This is a genomic window from Gelidibacter sp. (assembly GCF_035515035.1).
Taxonomy (GTDB): Bacteria; Bacteroidota; Bacteroidia; order Flavobacteriales; family Flavobacteriaceae; genus Gelidibacter.
The window spans coordinates 1-20,575 of sequence record NZ_DATJCA010000038.1; the positions used below are offsets into that span (position 1 = coordinate 1).

The 20,575-nt window shown below is 36.7% G+C and carries 14 protein-coding genes, 1 tRNA gene and 1 pseudogene; 5 read left to right on the plus strand and 11 right to left on the minus strand.

The genetic code is table 11. The features are described from left to right. Window positions 1-277 precede the first annotated feature (277 nt). Window positions 278-373 (plus strand): annotated as a pseudogene (locus VLZ86_RS02840) (acyl-CoA thioesterase); the annotation flags it as partial. 21 nt (window positions 374-394) lie between these two features. Here the strand turns inward: VLZ86_RS02840 and VLZ86_RS02845 are convergent. Next, window positions 395-1,147 (minus strand): AraC family transcriptional regulator, encoded by a 753-nt coding sequence (locus VLZ86_RS02845; RefSeq protein WP_325448517.1) that lies wholly within the window; start codon window positions 1,145-1,147, stop codon window positions 395-397. A 593-nt stretch (window positions 1,148-1,740) separates the two neighbouring features. Between VLZ86_RS02845 and VLZ86_RS02850 the strand changes: the two genes are divergently transcribed. Both VLZ86_RS02850 and VLZ86_RS02855 read left to right on the plus strand, forming a co-directional pair. Then, window positions 1,741-4,095, plus strand: coding sequence for a TonB-dependent siderophore receptor (locus VLZ86_RS02850; protein WP_325448519.1), 2,355 nt, complete (start codon window positions 1,741-1,743; stop codon window positions 4,093-4,095). 62 nt (window positions 4,096-4,157) lie between these two features. After that, window positions 4,158-5,297 (plus strand): PepSY-associated TM helix domain-containing protein, encoded by a 1,140-nt coding sequence (locus VLZ86_RS02855; protein ID WP_325448521.1) that lies wholly within the window; start codon window positions 4,158-4,160, stop codon window positions 5,295-5,297. Between the two features lie 960 nt (window positions 5,298-6,257). On the opposite strand, the gene VLZ86_RS02860 is transcribed toward VLZ86_RS02855, so the two are convergent. Further along, window positions 6,258-7,484, minus strand: coding sequence for a site-specific integrase (locus VLZ86_RS02860; protein WP_325448523.1), 1,227 nt, complete (start codon window positions 7,482-7,484; stop codon window positions 6,258-6,260). A 250-nt stretch (window positions 7,485-7,734) separates the two neighbouring features. After that, window positions 7,735-7,819, minus strand: a tRNA-Ser gene (locus tag VLZ86_RS02865). A gap of 181 nt (window positions 7,820-8,000) precedes the next feature. On the opposite strand from VLZ86_RS02865, the gene VLZ86_RS02870 reads away from it, so the two are divergent. After that, a complete protein-coding gene (locus tag VLZ86_RS02870; RefSeq protein ID WP_325448525.1) occupies window positions 8,001-8,630 on the plus strand; it encodes an NAD(P)H-dependent oxidoreductase in 630 nt (209 codons plus the stop codon). A gap of 31 nt (window positions 8,631-8,661) precedes the next feature. On the opposite strand, the gene VLZ86_RS02875 is transcribed toward VLZ86_RS02870, so the two are convergent. Beyond that, window positions 8,662-8,964 (minus strand): hypothetical protein, encoded by a 303-nt coding sequence (locus tag VLZ86_RS02875; protein ID WP_325448527.1) that lies wholly within the window; start codon window positions 8,962-8,964, stop codon window positions 8,662-8,664. 234 nt (window positions 8,965-9,198) lie between these two features. Here VLZ86_RS02875 and VLZ86_RS02880 point away from each other — a divergent pair, with 234 nt between their 5' ends. Then, complete coding sequence (locus VLZ86_RS02880; RefSeq protein ID WP_325448529.1) at window positions 9,199-10,401, plus strand: DegT/DnrJ/EryC1/StrS family aminotransferase; 1,203 nt, start codon at window positions 9,199-9,201, stop codon at window positions 10,399-10,401. Between the two features lie 242 nt (window positions 10,402-10,643). Here VLZ86_RS02880 and ribB read toward each other — a convergent pair whose 3' ends face one another. The 7 genes from ribB to pheT all read right to left on the minus strand — a co-directional run. After that, complete coding sequence (gene ribB / locus VLZ86_RS02885) at window positions 10,644-11,792, minus strand: 3,4-dihydroxy-2-butanone-4-phosphate synthase (protein ID WP_325448531.1); 1,149 nt, start codon at window positions 11,790-11,792, stop codon at window positions 10,644-10,646. Between the two features lie 31 nt (window positions 11,793-11,823). After that, window positions 11,824-13,806 (minus strand): LptF/LptG family permease, encoded by a 1,983-nt coding sequence (locus VLZ86_RS02890; protein ID WP_325448533.1) that lies wholly within the window; start codon window positions 13,804-13,806, stop codon window positions 11,824-11,826. Window positions 13,807-13,822: 16 nt separating this feature from the next. Then, on the minus strand, window positions 13,823-14,464 hold the full coding sequence (locus VLZ86_RS02895) for an outer membrane lipoprotein carrier protein LolA (protein ID WP_325448535.1): 642 nt from the start codon (window positions 14,462-14,464) through the stop codon (window positions 13,823-13,825). 52 nt (window positions 14,465-14,516) lie between these two features. Continuing rightward, a complete protein-coding gene (locus VLZ86_RS02900) occupies window positions 14,517-16,946 on the minus strand; it encodes a DNA translocase FtsK (RefSeq protein WP_325448537.1) in 2,430 nt (809 codons plus the stop codon). Between the two features lie 127 nt (window positions 16,947-17,073). Then, window positions 17,074-17,445, minus strand: coding sequence for a diacylglycerol kinase family protein (locus tag VLZ86_RS02905; protein ID WP_325448539.1), 372 nt, complete (start codon window positions 17,443-17,445; stop codon window positions 17,074-17,076). A gap of 7 nt (window positions 17,446-17,452) precedes the next feature. Continuing rightward, window positions 17,453-17,953: a thiol peroxidase gene (gene tpx, locus VLZ86_RS02910; RefSeq protein WP_325448541.1), complete on the minus strand. Its 501-nt coding sequence runs from the start codon at window positions 17,951-17,953 to the stop codon at window positions 17,453-17,455. A gap of 284 nt (window positions 17,954-18,237) precedes the next feature. Beyond that, window positions 18,238-20,575: phenylalanine--tRNA ligase subunit beta (pheT, locus tag VLZ86_RS02915; protein WP_325448543.1), on the minus strand; the 2,338-nt coding region annotated here is incomplete at its 5' end.

Here is a 20,575-nt window from a genome sequence, read left to right on the forward strand (position 1 = left end):
CTAAAAAGATATTTAAAGCTGTACAAATAGAATCGATTTTTAGTGGTTCACTTTCATCCGCTCAAGGTGGTTCACTTTCACCCGCTGTGCTATGCTCAGTTTAATCCGCTGGAGGTGGTATACTATGCCCGTTGTTTGCACTAAAACATCGAACCGTTGTTAATTATATGATTGCTATTAGAACGATTTACAATATCGCCATCGGTGAGAATTGGGCAGAAAGGAATTACTACCCATTTGGCAGAGGCGGTTATACTATTAAACTTTTGGAGTCACAAAAAAAATGTACACCAGTTCTAGGGAAAAGGCTGTTTCTGGTGAGTTTACGTTTGTTGCAATTGATGGCAATAAAAACCCCGTAAAAATTATATAAACGATACCATGGTTTATTTAATTATGTCAATCGCGATAAACTTGTAGGTGGTTTTCCATAAAACTTTTTAAAAGCTGTAGAAAACTGAATCAAGCCATTGTAACCGCAGTTATGGGCGATCTCTGTAATGGAATATTTTCCCTCTTTAATGAGATCCATGGCATACTTCATTCTCAGGCTTATGATGTATTGTTTAACTGTCGTTCCAAAACAGATCTTAAATTCTTTTTTTAGGGCATAATCATTTAAATAAATCATTTTCGATAATTCTGATAAACTTGGCGCATTAACAAAATTGGTGTCAAGAAAGCTTTTGGCTTCTTTCAATTTTTCGAAATTTTCATTGGAGATTTTTGGGGATTGGGAGTTTAAATGATATTGCTGATAAAGATCGAAATGCAACAGCAGCAATTCTTGAATTTTATTTTCAAGGTAAAGACGTTTAAGTTCACCTACATAATTGCATTTCTCAATATCGTTGAGAACAGATTGGATCCATGTGGTAAATGTAACGTAAGATTCAAAAAGACTACAGCTTTTTCCTAATTGAATACTGTCCGAAAATTTTTTAAGTAAGCCTGAATTCTTTGGGATCAGTCTGAAATATAAATCAAGTGAAAGGATAATCACGATCATATCTGATGGGTTAACCTCTGGGATTCTGAATTTTTGATCCAATGATGGGGAAAAATGAACGTTGTGGGTGTTCGTCGGAAATATTTCTTTTTCTTGGCTTCCCAATCCGCTCCTTGCGCACGCAAATATGAATTCCATTATGATGCAATCCCCATCCACCTTGAAACAATAATCACATTCGGGTTCGAATTCTATTGATACATCTAAGAGTAAAAAATTTCTGGATAGGTTCTTTGAGCATTTAGAACATCTCATTTCCGTGTTAACAATCTTAACCTTATGTTCTTCCAGCCAACCTGACTCAATTGTTAAGCGTCTTTTAATTGATTGCTGAGGCACACCATGCCCTTTATTGATGTCGGTAAAATATTCCAATTTTATTAAAAAGGTTTCCACTTCTATTAAATATCGTTTATAGGTCCTTCCTATTTTTGCGTAAATATAATTTAAACTTAGTCTAAATAAGAATAAGATAGCAAAAAATGATTAGGATCATGCAAAAAGTCTCCAATAAGGTATTGTCCAATGAATCGGAGTGGTTCTCGGAATCTATGGCTGACAAAGGTCTTGAAAGATGTAACTGATTGGACTTAAAATATTTTATAAATGAACATTTAAACAACTAATTATAAAAGCCATGTAATATGAATATGTCTAAAACAATTTTATTAAAACAAAACATTTTTTATCAACAATTCTAAATAACTATGATCAAATATATAAGTCTTTTCATGCTACTGGCAATACAATTGTCCTCTGCACAATCAAAAATCACTGGTACTGTTACTAACCAAAACCAAGAAGGTATTCCGTTTGCTTCAATAGTCGTCGAAAACTCAACGAAGGGGACATCTGCTGACGAAAACGGCAATTATGAGTTGGATAATTTGAAACCTGGAAACTATAAAATAAGAGTGTCATTCGTTGGCTATAAATCCGCAGTAAAAACAATGACAATCAAGGATAACGACCACATCAAATTATCGTTTCAATTAGTGGATGACTCTCAATTGGAAGAAGTAGAAATATTTGGTAGTCGTTTTAAACATCCAGATAAAATAGAAGCCTTGACACGTTTGCCATTGTCTCCTTATGAGCAAATACAGAGCATCTCTATTATTTCAGATAAGCTAATAGCGCAACAAGGGAATCTAACAATTTCTGACGCCACCAAAAATGTTCCAGGAGTTTACACTTTTGCAACCTATGGCAATAAAAGAGAAAGTATGTCATCCCGCGGATTTAGAGGCATACCTATCTTGAAGAATGGGGTTCGCGTTCATTCTGATTTTAGAGGGACCGGCATTTTGACGGATATGCAAGGTGTGGATAATATTCAGGTGCTCAAAGGTGCGGCTTCAATCACACAAGGTGTGGCAACAGATATAGGTAGTCCTGGTGGTATTATTAATATTGTGACAAAAACCCCGAAATATGTTTTGGGCGGAAATGCAGGATTAAGGGTAGGAAGTTATGGCCAAGCAAGAACAACCCTTGACGTTTATGGTCCATTGGTAAATAACCATACGGTTGCATTCCGGGTAAACACCGCTCTTGAGCGTTCAGACAGTTATAGGGACATGGTGTCTTCAGACCGATTTTATATTAATCCGTCCTTAGAATGGAAGCCAGATGATAAAACCACCTTTACTGTTGAAATGGATTATTTTGAAGACAGCAGAACTCCAGATGTTGGTACAGTGAACCTTGGAGAAAATGATGAAAATAAAATTTACGATCTCCCTCATAATCGATTTTTAGGCTTTGAAACCGATAAGTCCTTAACTTCAAATGCAACCTATGCGCTAAGATTTAAAAGAAAGCTAAATGATAAGTTAAGTCTGAACGGTGCTTTTTACAAATCCAATTTAGATTTAGATGACAAAGGGGCCAGTTTGGGGAGTGTAGTGAAGAATGCCGTAGGCGAACCTATCTATAACCAAAGACATCGAGGCTATTCCGTTTCGACCAGAAAGGATAATAATAATGTAATACAATTTGATTTAATAGGGGACAAAATTAAGACTGGAGGGATTTCACATTCCTTCCAAGTAGGTTTCGATTATCGTACCACAAATTACAGTACATCCTCAATGAGTATTTCACATGCAGATATAGTAGATGTATTTACTTCAAATACCCATAGCTTACCGAATGATCTAAATTTCTCCGATGCTACCGTTTTAGGGGCAAAGTCCAAAGCTATAGGTTTTGTAGCGCAAGATGTGATTACTTTTAATCACTACTTAAAAACATTTTTAGGTGCGCGTTACAGTAAAACGCAAGCAATAACCGCTACAGAAACGACGCAAAGTGATGCGTTTAATCCGTTGGGTGGTGTTATTATTACGCCAATTGAAAATCTAAATGTATTTGCATCCTACACCAATAGTTCCTATCCAAGAACAGCAACGCGTTTGGATGTTGATGGAAAGGAATTGGGGAATGAACGTTTCGATCAGTTCGAAACTGGAATCAAAACCCATTGGCTGAATAATAGGTTGCGCTTCAACTTGACCTTCTTTAAGATTAATAATAAAGACATCAATTTACCTGTGTACGACGAAAACTGGGTGGCTACGGGTTATTACGAAAAGGGAGGAAATGATGAGCGAAAAGGAATAGAAGTAGAGTTAACCGGACGTCCATTGAATAATCTGGAGGTCATTACAGGTTATTCTTATATAGATGCGCAATATAAAGAACACACCTCGTATGTGTATGGATCGGCGCCATTAAACACACCAAAGCATACCTTTAATGCTTATGCCAATTATAGTTTTAAGGAGAAATTGGATGGTATGTCAATTGGTGGCGGAATCTATTTCACTGGTGAACGTCCAATAAACGATTGGAGTTCTGGAGCCATAACGCACGAAGGGATTGTACCTAACCAAAAACCTTTTAATGTTAAGGCATACACCCAAGTGAATACACAGATTGCCTACAGAATTGATTCACATTGGAACCTCAGGTTTTTACTCAATAACGTCTTTAATAAGATAGGTTATAATGCATATAGAACAAGTTATATCAACCAAACTGATCCTCGAAATTTTGCAGGAGTCTTGAGTTATTCCTTTTAATCAATTTAGTATTACAAAGTGCAACCGAGGGGATTGCACTTTGTATTTAACTCACTTTCTATATGAAGAATAATAAAAAATACAGTTTTAGAAAATTTATAAACGACGTGCATCTATGGTTAGGGTTGGCTAGCGGGATCATACTATTTATTGTTTGTTTTACGGGTACCGTCTTAGTGTTTGAACAGGAGATAAAGGACTTCTTTGCGGAAGCCTTTATAGTAGAAGCTAAGGGTAAAAAACAAACAATGTCCAGTTTAGTAAAAGAATTAGAGACTTCAAACGGTTTTTATGTAACAGGAGTAACAATGCCCAATGACGAAAACAAAGCCTATACGTTTTTGGTTAAAAAAGACGTAAAGGAACAACGCGGGAGTAGAGTCCTGGTAAATCCTTATAACAGAGCTATTCACCAAACAGAAAAAACAAAAGCGGATGACTTTATGTTAACTATGTTTAAGCTGCACAGGTGGCTGTTGTTGGACACTAACATAGGAGGACCTATTGTCGGCGTTGCAACGATTATATTTTTGCTATTATCTATTTCTGGAATCTTGCTATGGTTTCCTAAGAAAATGAAATGGAGAAATATTAAGCAAGGACTCAAAATAAAAACAAATGCAAATTGGAAGCGAATCAATCATGATTTACATAATGCTTTAGGTTTTTACGCCTCCATATTTTTGCTTATAATGGCCATAACGGGACTGTGTTGGTCTTTTGAATCATATAGAGAGGGTTTGGGATACATCATGGGAACTAAAATATTTGACAGGTCAAGTCCCGAATTTCAATTAGAAAATAAACCGGATGCTACGACGATATCCTATGATATAGCTATCAAAATAGCGAATACTAATTTAAATTATCCCGGAGAACTTTCGGTAACATTTCCGACCCCAAAAGACGATTATTACAGTTTTAGAAAGTACAACGACGACAATTGGTCGCCTTCTACTTCAGATAAGCTATTTTTGGATACCACAGGAACTGTTTTAAACGTAGAATATTTTGATGAAAAACCTTTAAATCAAAAATTAGCAGCAGTAATAAAACCACTTCACACTGGGGATATTTTTGGTTCATTCTCAAAAACCATCTATTTCTTGGCTTGTTTAATTGCCACTAGTTTACCTGTCACAGGAACTATAATTTGGCTGAACAAGTTGAAAAAGAAGAAAAAGAAGCGGATGGGAGACTAGTGGTTGAGTATCATTTATACAAATATCTATGAAATCTCAAATAATGGTTTGGCTAAGAATCTCTCAACAGTTATGATAAATAATATTTATAATGAAATGAACTCCCCAGATGGCTTATTTAATAATCGGTCGTTTCAGGCTGAATAATTTAATATTGGTGTTATGCCTTGAGTGTTTATGACGGATGACATTTGCGATTTTTAATTAAACACTGTTAACAACCGAGTTTACAGGATGAACTTCACAAATTAAGCATTCATTCTACCCATTGACTATATTTTATCCTTTGGTTTTATTGGTGATAAAATTTCAAACTCGGAATTTCTACGTGCGATCTCTAGTCTTATTGGGTCTATTTTAATTCCTTTGGTCTTTTATTTATCATAACAATTTGGTTTTTAAGGTATAAACATAGGTTTTAAAATTCTAAAAAGCAACGCATATGAATTTCTAAAGGTTGGGTATTCAGTTTTTTATCGGACTCAAAGGAGATTTAAATATAACCCTCAACTATTGGGTCTATAAATTGGCAATGTAACTATGAACTGATCTATCAGGCTCAATGTACAAACGAGTTTTTATGTATTCGCGTTGAGCAATTATTAATAAAATCATCTTCACTATTACATTAGTTCCGAACGTGAAATCATAAAGGGTCAGTCTTAACAAAGCCCAACCCTTGCAATTTTAGAAGTTCTTATTTAGGGAGATAGTCCCTAAAAAGATAGATTTACCTTTTTATAAACTTTTTTATTTTTTTTGAGCCCTCATCATTCTGAAGTGCGAGAATATACATGTCCGTTTGCAATGATGCATTGTCAAAATATTGGCCCTATAAGTGGCATACATAATCTGCTTGACATCTAAACTAAAAATTTTCATGGCGTCATACAATGTCAGTAGTTATAACTATGAATATTTTTGAATAAATGTAAAACCTCAAGATTTAATTTTATCCATTTATTGATTAGAATATTTGAGTAATTTGTCCTTAAGTGACTTCATGTCATCACTAACTTTCTTATCGATTATTTTCGCATAATGCTGTGTGGTCTTAATTGATTTATGACCTAGCATTTTACTCACGGATTCCATGGGTACACCATTGGTTAAGGTTACAGTCGTTGCGAATGTATGGCGGGCCAAATGGAAAGTAAGATTTTTTTGAATACCACATAGGTCGGCGATTTCTTTTATATACGCATTCATTTTTTGATTGCTCAATACAGGGAGGATGTATTCGGTATCCAAGTAGTCTGACTTTGCTTTATATTTTTCTATAATGGCTTCCGGAATTGATAAAATAGGGATATTGCTTCTTGTATCAGTTTTGGATCTATTAATTTTTATCCAACGTTCACCAGTAACACCAAGAACCAGATTGTTGTTGGCCAGTTTTTTAACATCCGCGTATGCTAATCCAGTAAAACAGCAGAAAACAAAGATGTCCTTGACTTGATTTAATCTATCAATTTCAAATTCTTTTTCTACGAGAATTTGGAGTTCCTTCTCAGTTAAAAATTCTCTATCAACTATTTTAAGTTTTGCCTTCCAATGAAGGAAAGGATCTTTATCAATCCAAACATTAGCGTGTGCAATTCGAATTATTTTTTTAAAATTGGTAATATACTTTATTGCAGAATTATGTGCACAATTTCTAGTTGTTTTGAGATAATATTCAAATCCGCTAATAAATTGATGGTCGACTTCTTTGACAGGAATATCTTTTATTTTATATTCTTGTAAAATGTAATTTGCAATGTGTTTTTTAGCTGTCTTATAGCGTTCTAATGTACCAGGTGCAAAATCCCTACCAACCAATTTCTCTACTCTATCATTATGTTCTTGAAAAATTTCCAGTAACATTTTATGAACCTTCTCTTTTCCAAAATAACAATTTTTAATTTTAATTGCTGTAACCAGATCACCATTTTGCGACAATTCCTGTTGAATTCTGTATACTTTACTTTGGATTTCAGTTAAGTACCTATTAAATTCGCGAGCCTCCACTGAGTTTCCTCTAATTTTTCCTCCTTCCGAACTCCATTTATCCAATGCTACTTTTCGGCGAATACTAAATTCACTACGTTTTCCGTTCACGGTGATACGTGCATATATGGGGGCATTACCATGTTTATCTACATCATTTCCTCTAGGATAAAATATAATGGATAAGGAAGATTGCATAGGTGCGTATTTTTTATGAAGCTTAAAAGTAATAAAAGTTATCCGAAAATAAAAACTTATATTGCCTCTAAGTTGTTGTTTAACAGAGATTAATGGTTTGATTCGGTGCGTAATAATAATTCGAAAAATACGCACCGAATCACGCACCTTTTATTTGATTTAAAATGGTTTAATTTAATAATGTGGAAAATGCAAAAAGCCGATAAACATAGTGTTTATCGGCTTTTGATGGAATTTGATGCATTCCTTGCGGAGAAAGAGGGATTCGAACCCCCGGAGGTATGACCCTCAACAGTTTTCAAGACTGCCGCATTCGACCGCTCTGCCATTTCTCCAGTTGTTGGTCTCATCAGGTATGCCCTGAATGCGGGTGCAAATATAGAACCCTTTTTTATTTCTTTCAAGTAAAATGACAACTTTTTAAAAAATAAAACCCACCATTGAATTAATTTATGGAAATGCCTTAAAATTAACCTCCGCAACCCTTATTTTTGCAGCAATCTGAAACCAATACTCATGGGCATTATAAAGAGTTTAAAATGGCGTTATGCCACCAAAAAATTTGATCCTAATAAAATTCTTACCTCAGACAAGCTGCATACGCTTAAGCAGGCTTTTAATCTGACGGCAACATCTTTTGGGTTGCAGACCATTTCTTTGGTCATTGTTAAGGACCAAGACTTGAGAAATCAATTGTTGGGAGCCGCCTATAATCAAAGGCAAATTGTTGATGCTTCGCATTTATTGGTGCTTTGCGTCAAAAAAACCATCAAGGAAGATGATGTGGACGATTTGTTTGATAATGTCAGCCAATTAAGACAAACCCCAGAAACCATTCTCGAACCTTATAGAAATAATTTGAAATCCATCATGGAAAACATGAGCTTGGAAGAACAGCAGGAATGGTCAATTAGGCAAGTTTATATTGCCATTGGCAACTTAATGACAGTTTGTGCCGTTGAGCGCATCGATTCCTGTCCTATGGAAGGTTTTGACCGCACAAAGTTTGATGAGATTTTAAAACTTGATGAGAAACATCTCAAATCCACTTTGTTATTGCCCGTGGGGTATCGAGCAGAAGATGATATGTTTTCAAGTTTTAAAAAAGTGAGAAAAGAGTTAGAACAGAGTATCATTGAAATGTAAAACACCCATTGAAAGCGTATTAATAAGGTGCTTACTCAAGGATCTTAGTTCCATTCGCCTGATAATCGTCTCCCATTCCTGAGACATAGCCTTTAAAAAGCGAGTTTTCAAAATTACCGATAATATCAAACTCGGCACCCTGAACCATAAACCCCGCTGTAAGTCTACGGTCTATGATTTTTACATCATACAGATTAAATGCACCCACGTCAGAATTGACAGTCCCAGAATAAGCACCTTCGGTGGTTTTGGTAATCGTCATTGTGGCGGATACATTCCCTTGGGGTGTGTCTTCTATCAATAGACTCCAAGCTCCGATATAAGGATCAGTCATTACGACATTTTTGCTAGATCCGCAATAGGTTAACATAAAAGATGAGAATAAAACGAATAATATGTACGATTTTTTCATGATCAGATTGATTGTTTCAATTTAAATATACAAAATCTTAAGGTCTCGGGCGGTTTTTAAACAAAAATTTCAAACCGTTAATTCATAACATTCACTTTTTGCTTGAACATATATATTGTAATTTTGATTTCTTTATTTATGAATTAATCGATAGTTATGCCAGGATTTGAATTATTTGGAAATGCGGAACGTAAGGAAGTGAATGACGTATTGGAAAACGGGGTGCTGATGCGCTACGGTTTTGACGGCATGCGCAATGGCCATTGGAAGGCAAAGGAACTGGAATCTGAATTGCAATCGGCTTTCAAAACCAATCATGTGCAATTGGTATCCAGTGGCACTGCGGCGGTATCCGTTGCTTTAGCGGTAGCGGGAATTGGAGCAGGAGATGAGGTTATTATGCCATCTTTTACGTTCGTAGCCAGTTTTGAAGCGATTATGATGATGGGTGCCATTCCTGTTTTAGTGGATATTGATGATACTTTAACTTTGGATCCGATAGCTGTTGAAAAAGCAATTTCACCTAAAACTAAAGCTATAATGGTGGTCCATATGTGCGGAAGTATGGGCGATATGGATGCCCTGCAGAAAATTTGCGATGCACATCATTTGATTTTGATAGAAGACGCATGTCAAGCGATCGGGGGTACTTATAAAGGGAAACCTTTGGGCAGTATTGGTGATTTGGGCTGTTTTTCATTCGATTTTGTTAAAACCATTACTTGCGGGGAAGGTGGCGCGGTCATAACTGACAATAAGCAGTACTATATTCATGCCGATCAATATTCTGATCATGGCCATGATCACATCGGGAATGATAGAGGTGCCGAGGATCATCCATTTATGGGCTATAATTTTAGAATTTCAGAACTTCATGCAGCTGTAGGATTAGCACAAGTGAGACGCTTGCCAGAATTTTTGGCCATTCAACAAAAAAACTATACAGTACTCAGAGATGCACTTTCTGGAATTCCAGAAATCACTTTTAGAACGGTTCCCGATGGCGGGGAAGAAAGTTATGCCTTTTTGAACTTTTTCCTTCCCGATTTGGAAATTGCAAGAAGGGCTTCAAAAAACCTAAAAGAAGCAGGTGTGGATGGCTGTTTTCATTATTATGACAATAACTGGCATTACATTCGGAAGTGGGGTCATTTAAAGAGTCTAAAGACATTATACCCAGTTTCAGAAGAAGTGAAAACAGGTCTCAAATATCTTCAGACAAAAACTTTTGAGCAATCGGATCATTTCATTGGACGCAATCTGTCCTGCTTGATCAAATTATCTTGGACAGAGCACGAGGTGAAATCACGTGCAGAAGCTATGGTTAAAGCAATAACTTCAGCATTGAAGGCATCATAAAAAACTTTCAATAAATAGTGTAAGTGACGAAAATGTCATAAGATAAGATCAAAACACATATTATTGCTAAAATTAAAAAAGGACTTAGAGCGGTTGTTCTAAATCCTTTTTCTATTTTAAAAAGCAAAAATCTATCTAAATTTTATCTTGAGGTCAGTGATGTTAATTAAGTTTTTTAGTCAATCTTTAAATTACCACGGAGGTTACTGAGCTTATCTAACTGTCTTAATTCTTAGTCACGCTTAATAATTCACATGATCTACAATTTCCAGACCATAACCAATAATACCAACACGTTTGGTATGTTCACTATTGGACATCAACAATAATTTATGGATGTTGAGGTCGTGCAGGATTTGTGCGCCAATTCCAAAATCTCTATTGTCCATGGCAATAGCTGGTGCCTTGATGACATCTGAATGATTTTGTTCTTCTTTTAAGGTTTTTAATCGGTTGAGTAAATCGGTAGATTGATGTTGCTGATTGATAAAGAGAATAGCGCCCTTGCCTTCATCATTGATCAACTTGAACATATCGTCCAATTTCTTATCGGCGTTATTGGTGAGCGTCCCCAAAATATCATTATTGACTAGTGTAGAGTTGACTCTGGTCAAAACAGGCTCGTTGGTTTTCCAAGCGCCCTTGGTCAATGCTATATGCACTTGATTATTGGTGGTTTGTTGATAGGCTCTTAATCTGAATTTGCCAAAACGGGTCACAATTTCGAAATCTTCCTTCTTTTCAATTAAAGAGTCATGTTGCATTCTATAAGCGACCAAGTCTTCGATAGAAACAATTTTGACGTCAAATTTTTTGGCTACCTTCATTAACTCTGGCAGTCGTGCCATGGTGCCATCATCATTCATGATTTCCACAATCACGCCGGCGGGCTGCAGACCTGCTAAACGTGCAAAATCGATTGCAGCTTCGGTATGTCCGGTACGTCTTAATACGCCACCTTGTTTAGCCACTAAGGGAAAAATATGTCCCGGGCGTCCCAATTCAAAAGGTTTGGTGTCTGGATTGATCAAAGCTTGAACTGTTTTTGCTCTATCACTTGCAGAAATTCCGGTAGTCACGCCATTGCCACGCAAATCGACTGAAACTGTAAAGGCAGTTTCCATAGGATCGGTGTTATTGTGAACCATTGGATTTAGTTCCAGCTCCTTACATCTTTTTTCTGTAAGTGGCGTGCAAATTAACCCCCTGCCATGTGTGGCCATAAAATTGATCATTTCTGGAGTTACCATTTCTGCTGCAGCTACAAAATCGCCTTCATTTTCTCTATCGGCATCGTCAACAACAATAATAACTTTCCCATTCTTAATATCCGCAATGGCCTCTTCAATGGTATTTAACGTTATGGTTGGCATATAGGTACTTGTTGTCATTTTTTTTTAAAATTATATGCAAAGATATGGCTTATTTTACATTTAGGATGCAACTTTTGTCCAAGTCTTCCTTGATTTTGTTCTTCAATAAAAAGTGGGAAACACCATAAAAAGGAAAGGCAATTAACATTAATAAGAGGTCTATTCCTTTTGATTTGAATCCAATATGTTTGTAGAAAACATTAGCCTTGATCCAAGTCACACTATAATAAAGTAAATAAATGATAAAGGAAATAATGGTTAGGTCTAATGCCGCCGAAGTATATTCAGGAAAATTATTGTTTTTGAAAACAAAATGTAAAAGAAGGAGTATAACGCCGAGGGTATAGAAAATAAAAGCAAACTTCGAATAGTCTATTGCATCCGTGGCTTCCTTTTTTGATGTGATATAGGCATCATTTATAATAATCCCTTGTTTTTGAAGATCTTCAAAAGACTGATTGCGGATCAATAACTGATTTAATGCGAAAGGCTTGATGCTTTTATCAAAATTGAGGTCTTCATGATTCTTGATGATACTGATCAGTTTTTCGTTATTATAATCGTTTAAAAAACTGTATTGCACCAACACACCATCAATCATCACGGAATTTTTAGGACGAAGATTCAAGAATTTCTTGATCGGGTTGAGATAGCTGTCAAAATCAAAGAGTCCTTTGTCGTTGGTGGCACGAGAGGTCAAATAGATGCCCAATGGCAACATGATCAATGTGGAAAGCCAAGTAGCCAAAATAGGGTTTAAGGTCCCATCTTCTGAACTGTTTTTTGCGAAAATCCCTATAAAATGATAGGTAAGGAACAAAAGAATGGCAACAACCAAGGGTAAACCAATCCCTCCTTTTCTAATCAAAGCTCCCAATGGTGCGCCAACAAAAAAGAGGATAAAACAAGCAAAGCCCAAAACGTACTTTTCGTGAAGGGCAATCACATGCTTTTTAAGGTTTTTGTCTGCAACCTCTAAAAATTGTTCTTTTGTATTTATAATTTGCGTCGTGCTGCTGATCGTGTTTAACGATAAATTCACCAGTTGCAATTTTCCTTTGGTTTCAAAAAGATCGAGAACATTCCCTTTATAAATGGTGTCCGTTTCCGGTGTTATATTATTATTTAGACTGTTTACTGAGGTTCTGCTGTACAGCGTTTCGGCAAGCACCTTGTATTCATTTGACTTGTTTTTATAGAGACTGTCAATGGTGTAGTTCAAGTCTCCAACATCAAGCATGTTATATCTGTCAGTATAGCTTTTTTCTGCTAAATCCACATCGTTCAAAGCTTCGAGATCTATATTCATGGTATAGGTGTCAAAATAACTTTTGGCATGTGGTTTTTTGTGGACTTCCTTTGGATCCTTCGTGTAGATTTCTTCATAGTAGTTGCCATTAAATAAAACCAGTTGCAGAATATTTGACGACGGACTGCTGATCAATTCTCCTGATTCGGCAATAATAACGGTATGATTACCTGGACGATTATTTTTGAACTGGTGCATGAGCACTTTCGATAAATACTGACCACGATCGCCGCTTTTTTTCTCTACCTTAATATTGAAACTGCCTATTTCATTAAACTGACCTTCGGCAATGGCCATTTGAGGTTTGAGCTTTGCAATATTTCTCCTCAAATTGTAGGCGTTATATTCAGCCCATGGAATGACATTGTTCGCAAAAAGAAATGTTGTTATAGAAAGAAAAACAATGAAAACACTTAAACCTCTCATAGCGCGCTGCAATGAGATGCCTGTAGATTTCATGGCTGCAAACTCATAGTTTTCGGCCAAGGTCCCAAAAACCATAATAGACACCAACAAAATGGTAAGCGGTAATATTAACGGGATAAGTGTAGGGGTGATATAGAGGAGGAATTTTAGTATTGTATCAATATCCAAATCCTTTCCTGCCAACTCAGCAATGTACAACCAGATAGCCTGTAAAACAAAAATGAGCATGAGTATAACAAACACGCTCAAAAAAGTTTTCAAGTAGGTCTTAAGTATGTACCTATCCAGTATTTTCATAAAATTGATGCCTTATCTAATCGAGCTTATTGATGTAATAGCCTTTGTATTTATTAGCATCAAAAGTAAATAAGGTTTTTGAAATAGGCTCATTAGTTTTGAAACTATTTACAGTTAAGGTGGTTTGGGTCCCGTTTTTGCCTATTTCTATAAGATTGTAAATATGTTTGGTCTGCGCATCAATACCCAATAATACTTGTTTTATTTCAGAATTGCTATCGATGGGGGTCAGCTTTACGTACTGAATTTTTCGGCCGTTGATATTTTGAACGATATCCATGGCGTAATTGTAGCCGTTTTGGTAAAACGACAACATTTTACTAGGTGTAATTGTGTTCTCGTCTTCGGTATTATTTTTTGAAATGGTCACTTCTTCATCTTCAGGACTTATGGTGTAAAGTGTCTTGCCGTCAAAAATTCGTGTAACGCCAAGAATATTCAATAAATATTTTTCGCCTTCAATGATCACATCACCGCGTGTTTCTTGGTTAATGTTCTCGGTGGTATTTTTTAGGACGTATTTAAAATCAATGCTGATGTTGTTGTATCCTTTAACCTTGGCATTCACTTCATTTAATAGCGTCTTTGCTTTCTCTGCATCTTGTGCGTATGTTGAGAACGATAATAAGACTATGGCTAATACAAATAATTTTTTCATTATTAAGTTTTTTGTTAATCCTGTTAATGGATTTGTAGTTTCATTTCAAGAGCTATAATACTTCATTGGCTAAAAGTTGATCTAGAGCGACAAGATCAGGTACAAGTACTTGTCTTGCCTTACTGCCTTCAAATTGTCCAACAATGCCCGCAGCTTCCAATTGATCAATCAATCTACCGGCTCTGTTATAACCCAATTTTAGTTTTCTTTGCAATAAGGAGGCCGATCCTTGCTGTGCGGTGACAATGACTTCAGCGGCTTCCCTAAACAGTTTATCTCTGTCGGAGATATCTACATCAAGACTTGTGCCACTTTCTTCACCAACGTATTCAGGTAAAAGATACGCGTCTGGATACCCTTTTTGGCCACCAATAAATTCGGTTATTATTTCAACTTCTGGAGTATCCACAAAGGCACATTGGATTCTGGTCAACTCATTTCCTTGGGTATAGAGCATGTCTCCACGTCCAATTAACTGTTCGGCTCCAGAACTGTCCAAAATTGTTCTGGAATCTATTTTTGAGGTCACCCTAAAGGCAATTCTCGCAGGGAAATTCGCTTTGATGATTCCCGTAATAACGTTTACGGAAGGCCTTTGCGTTGCAATGATCAAATGAATACCAATGGCTCGGGCCAATTGTGCCAAACGGGCAATAGGCGTTTCTACCTCTTTACCAGCGGTCATGATGAGATCCGCAAACTCATCCACCACCAAAACAATGTAGGGTAAAAATTGATGTCCTTCATTAGGATTTAATTTACGTGCCTTAAATTTATCATTGTATTCCTTGATATTTCGGCATAAGGCATTTTTCAACATCTCATAACGATTATCCATTTCAATACATAAAGAATTCAAGGTATGGATGACCTTGGTATTATCTGTAATGATGGCTTCTTCGCTATCCGGCAATTTGGCTAAGTAATGGCGCTCAATTTTATTGAACAAGGTCAACTCTACTTTTTTAGGATCCACCAGTACAAATTTGACTTCCGCTGGGTGTTTTTTATAAAGTAATGAGGTCAATACGGCATTTAAACCTACAGATTTACCTTGACCAGTTGCTCCAGCCATCAATAAATGGGGCATTTTTGCCAAATCCACTACAAAGGTTTCATTACTGATGGTTTTTCCAAAGGCAATTGGCAATTCCATTTCTGATTTTTGGAATTTTTGTGAGGCAATCACCGAACGCATGGAAACAATGGTCGAGTTTTTGTTGGGTACCTCAATTCCAATGGTCCCTTTTCCAGGGATTGGCGCAATAATCCGAATACCCAAAGCCGCTAAAGATAAGGCGATGTCATCTTCTAAGTTTTTGATTTTAGAAATCCTAACACCAGCATTGGGTACAATTTCATATAAGGTTACCGTAGGACCAATGGTCGCTTTAATATTGCTAATACCAATATTGTAATTGTTTAAGGTTTCAACAATTCGGTTCTTATTTTCTTCAAGCTCATCTTGATCAATGGTAATGCCTTCAGAATCGTATTTTTTTAAGAGGTCTAATGTTGGGAACTGATATTTGCTCAGTTCAAGCGTAGGATCAAATTTCCCGTAATCTGCCACGAGCTTGTCAGACAGGTTATCACTTTCCGAAGCCTCTTCAACCACCTGCTCAACTTCCATGGCCACGTCTTCTATATCCTCATAATCATCTTCCTGTTGAACTATTTGTGGCACTTCAATGTTAAGACTAGGACTTGCAATAGGTGCTGAAGGTTTGGGCTTCGTAACTGCTACATCAGGTTTGGAAGGCTTTAAATCAAAAGCAGCCTTTATAGCTTCTGCTTCGGCAGTTAAATCATTATCTAAAATAGCATAAGATTCTGATGCGGTTGCAGGACTACTTTTAAAATCTTCATTAAAACTACGCTTAGCCGATTTGAATACGTTGACAATCGATTCGCCCGTTACTTCAAATCGCATGGCGGCATAAATAATCAATCCAAATAAGAGGAGGAGAGCGGTGCCAATAATTCCAATATAATCCTGAATAAAAGAATTCATTTCAAACCCAATGGTGCCACCAAGAGCATCATATTTATGGGTAAAAAATCCGAAGAAAATAGAAAGCCAAATAGCAATGAGCGTTCCCCATATCCAGTGACTTCTAAGTTTTGCTTTGTTGATGTCTAAGGTGATATAAATGCCAGAAAGAAATATAATTCCGGCAAAAATGAAAGAGGAGACCCCAAAACCTCTCATAATAAAAAAGTCGCTCACCCAAGCGCCCAATTTATTAAGCCAATTTTCCGCAACCACTTCTCTGGAACCTATTTCAGTAAGTGTACTCTGATCTGCCTTTCCCGTAAAAAAGAAGGAGAGAAAAGCTATAAATAGTAAAACACCAAGAATCATCAACAAGCTACCAACAATTAATTTTTGTTGACTTGATAATTTGAACCCGAATTTTCGGGAAGGTTTATTAGTTTTTGTAGTGGTACTGCTTTTAGCTTTGGTTTTCTTCTTCGCCATTATTAACTTTCCGTAACCAGGGAAATCTGTTGATTTTTAATTAAATTACTAAAAAAAATTGGGGTATTCTGCTTCCCTAAGGAAACAAAAATACAAATTACTAACGTTAATCCTATTGGATTTAGTATTAAAAAAGCTTGGGATAATAAATGATGATAGCCACTATAACTGCTGAGATTGCCGCTATAAAAACCGCTCCTGCCGCAACATCTTTAATGCGTCCAATTTTGTCATGACGTTCCGGATGAATAAAGTCTGCAATGAACTCAATAGCGGTGTTTAGTCCTTCAATACTCATGACCAATCCAATCATGGTGACTTGAAATAACCATTCGGTGATTGAGATTTCAAAGTAAAATCCAGCTATGGTCACGAGAATTGCAACGGCAAATTGAATTTTGATACTCGCTTCCGTTCGCAGTAAAATTAGGGCACCTCTAAATGCCCAACCTATGCTTTTTAAGCGATTGATCAGGAACGAATCTTTCTTTTCGGACATAAGAAATCTATGAAAGCGACTGTAGTGCGGCTTCGTAATTAGGTTCTTCAGTTATTTCAGAAACTTGCTCCGTGTAGATCACCTCTGCTTTGTCGTTTAGTACCACCACACATCTTGAATGTAACCCTTCTAAAGGACCATCAATAAAGGTCAGTCCGTAGTTTTTTCCAAAGTTACCATCTCTAAAATCTGAAAGGCTTTCTACGTTCTCCAATCCTTCGGCAGCGCAAAAACGGGCGAATGCAAACGGTAAATCCTTAGAAATATTTAGGACTTTAGTGTTCTCCAGTTGCGATGCCTTTTCGTTGAATGTTCTAACAGATTGTGCGCAAACGCCGGTGTCAACGCTTGGAAAAATGTTTAAAATAACATTATGGCCCAAATAATCGTTCAGTGATTTTGAAGAGAGATCGGTTGCGGTTAATCTAAAATTTGGAGCATCTCCTCCTATTTTTGGAAGCTCCCCAAATGTTGTTACTTGGTTGCCTTTAAAAGTTATGATTGCCATAGTATAGTGTGTTTATTGTGAAATTTTAAAATTAAGGATTATTTAAAGCATTGTCTACTAATTAAAACATAATATTTTTGATAGTTCAGATAATGAAATTAAAAGCTATCGTTGATTGTGTTAAAGACCAATTTTCAAAAGATTGATTCGACTTTTAATCAAGATTATGCTCAAAAACCCATGGAGTCAATTGACAGACAAAAAGCATGCATTGAATATAGCCAAAAAGGCGGATTAAAAACGAATGTTTGATATCTGAAATTGGTTTTGATATTTTTGAAATCCTATCTCAATTCCGCTCCTAGTTGCTCTTCAAAATTAGATTGTAATTTTTGCATGATCTTATCCACTTGCTTATCCGTGAGCGTACTGTGTTCATCTTGGAACTTAAAGCTTACCGCATAACTCTTTTTTCCTTTTGGAAGTTTTTCACCTTGATAGACATCAAACAAATCGACATTTTTTAGTAACCGCTTCTCAGTTTGATTGGCGATGGTGTCAATGGCTTCAAAAGTCACGTTATCATCTATCAAGAGCGCAAAATCACGTCTAGTAGCTGGATATTTAGGTAGTTCCTTAAAGTTGACGCTATTGTGTTTGGCCAAATCAATGACATTGTCCCAATTAAAATCAGCAAACAATACATCTTGCGAAATATCAAAATGCTTCATAATTTTTTTATTGACCAATCCAAAATCCACTAAGGTCTTTTTTCCAATTCGCAAACTGATCCCTTCGCTAAAAACGCCGTTTTCAATAGGGGACACTTTAAGTCCTTTCAGTCCCAAGCGTTCTAAAATGGCGGTAATAATTCCTTTTAAATAAAAGAAATTACTGGGTTCTTGATGCGTGTTCCAGCGTTCGGCATCCTTGTTACCAGTGACAAAAAGAGCTAAATGTTTATTTTCAATGTACTTATCACCATGGCTGTGATATGTTTTTCCAAACTCAAACAGTTTTAAATCCGAACGTCTTCGGTTGATATTTCTATTAATGGCTTCAAGTCCTGAGAACAATAAACTTTGCCGCATCACACTTAAATCATGGCTCAACGGATTTAACATCACCACATTTTGTTCTTCCTTTAAATTGGCACTTAAATTTGCATAAGATGGTGTGGTAAGGGAATTTGATAAGATTTCATAAAACCCTTGGGCCGCCAATTGATTACCCGTCACATTTTGAAGTTTGAAATCTTCAAAACGGGACGTCGGGGAGATGGAGGCATTTAATTTCTCGGTAAAATTGATATTGTTGTAGCCGTAAACTCGCAAGATTTCTTCAATGACATCGGCTTCACGCACCACATCATTTCTATAGGCAGGTACCATTAAGCCCAAGCCGGTTTCAGTCACATTATTGACCCTGATATCTAAAGACATCAGGATGCGTTTGATAATATCTTTAGGTATTTCTTCACCGATTAGTTTTTCGGCATTAGCAAAACTAAAATGTACTGGAGAATCCTCTATTCTTTTAGGATAAATGTCCACAAGATTGTTGGTCACATAGCCTCCAGCCACTTCTTGAATTAACAAGGCAGCACGTTTTAAGGCGTATTCTGTAATATTAGGATCAACCCCGCGTTCAAATCTAAATGAGGCATCTGTGTTTAACCCGTGTCTTTTGGCAGATTTCCTAACACTTATAGGATTGAAATAGGCACTTTCCAAGAAAATACTTGTGGTGTATTCTGTAACTCCTGAATTTTCACCACCAAACACCCCTGCAAGACACATGGGTTTTACGGCATCACAAATCATGAGATCCTCTTCGTGCAATTCGCGATCAACACCATCTAACGTTTTAAATTTCGTTCCTTTTGGCAGTGTTTTTACAATCACTTTATGCCCTTCAATTCTATTGGCGTCAAATGCGTGCAGAGGTTGTCCGAGTTCATGAAGAACGTAATTGGTGACGTCAACAATATTATTTTTAGGTGTGATCCCAATCGCTTTAAGTCTGTTCTGCAACCAAGTAGGTGATGTGCCAACTTTCAAATCTGAGATGGTAACCCCACAATATCGAGGTGCCAACTCTTTGTTGATCACTTCAACATCAATTTTCAAAGTCCCTTGATCAATTCTAAAAGCACTTACGGAGGGTGTAATCAATTCTACGTGCATATTTTTTTGCATAAGCCCAGCTTTGAGGTCGCGCGCAGTACCAAAATGGCTCATGGCATCAGCTCTGTTTGGCGTAAGGCCAATTTCAAAGACCTGATCATTTTCAACTTCATAAATTTCAGAAACTAAAGTACCAACGGTTAGGTCCTTATCTAACACTAAAATTCCGTCGTGAGATGTACCAAGGCCTAATTCATCTTCTGAACAGATCATTCCATGACTTTCCTCGCCTCTAATCTTACCTTTTTTAATGGTCCAAGCTACTCCTTCCGCAGTGTATAATGTTGTTCCAATAGTAGCAACAGGTACTTTTTGGCCGGCAGCTACGTTGGGTGCACCACAGACAATTTGTAAAGGTGCGCCTGAACCAATGTTTACCATGGTCACTTTCAGACGGTCGGCGTTGGGGTGTTGCACACAAGTGAGCACTTCGCCTACCACAATGCCCTCCAATCCACCTTTGATGGATTGAAATTGCTGTATCCCTTCAACTTCA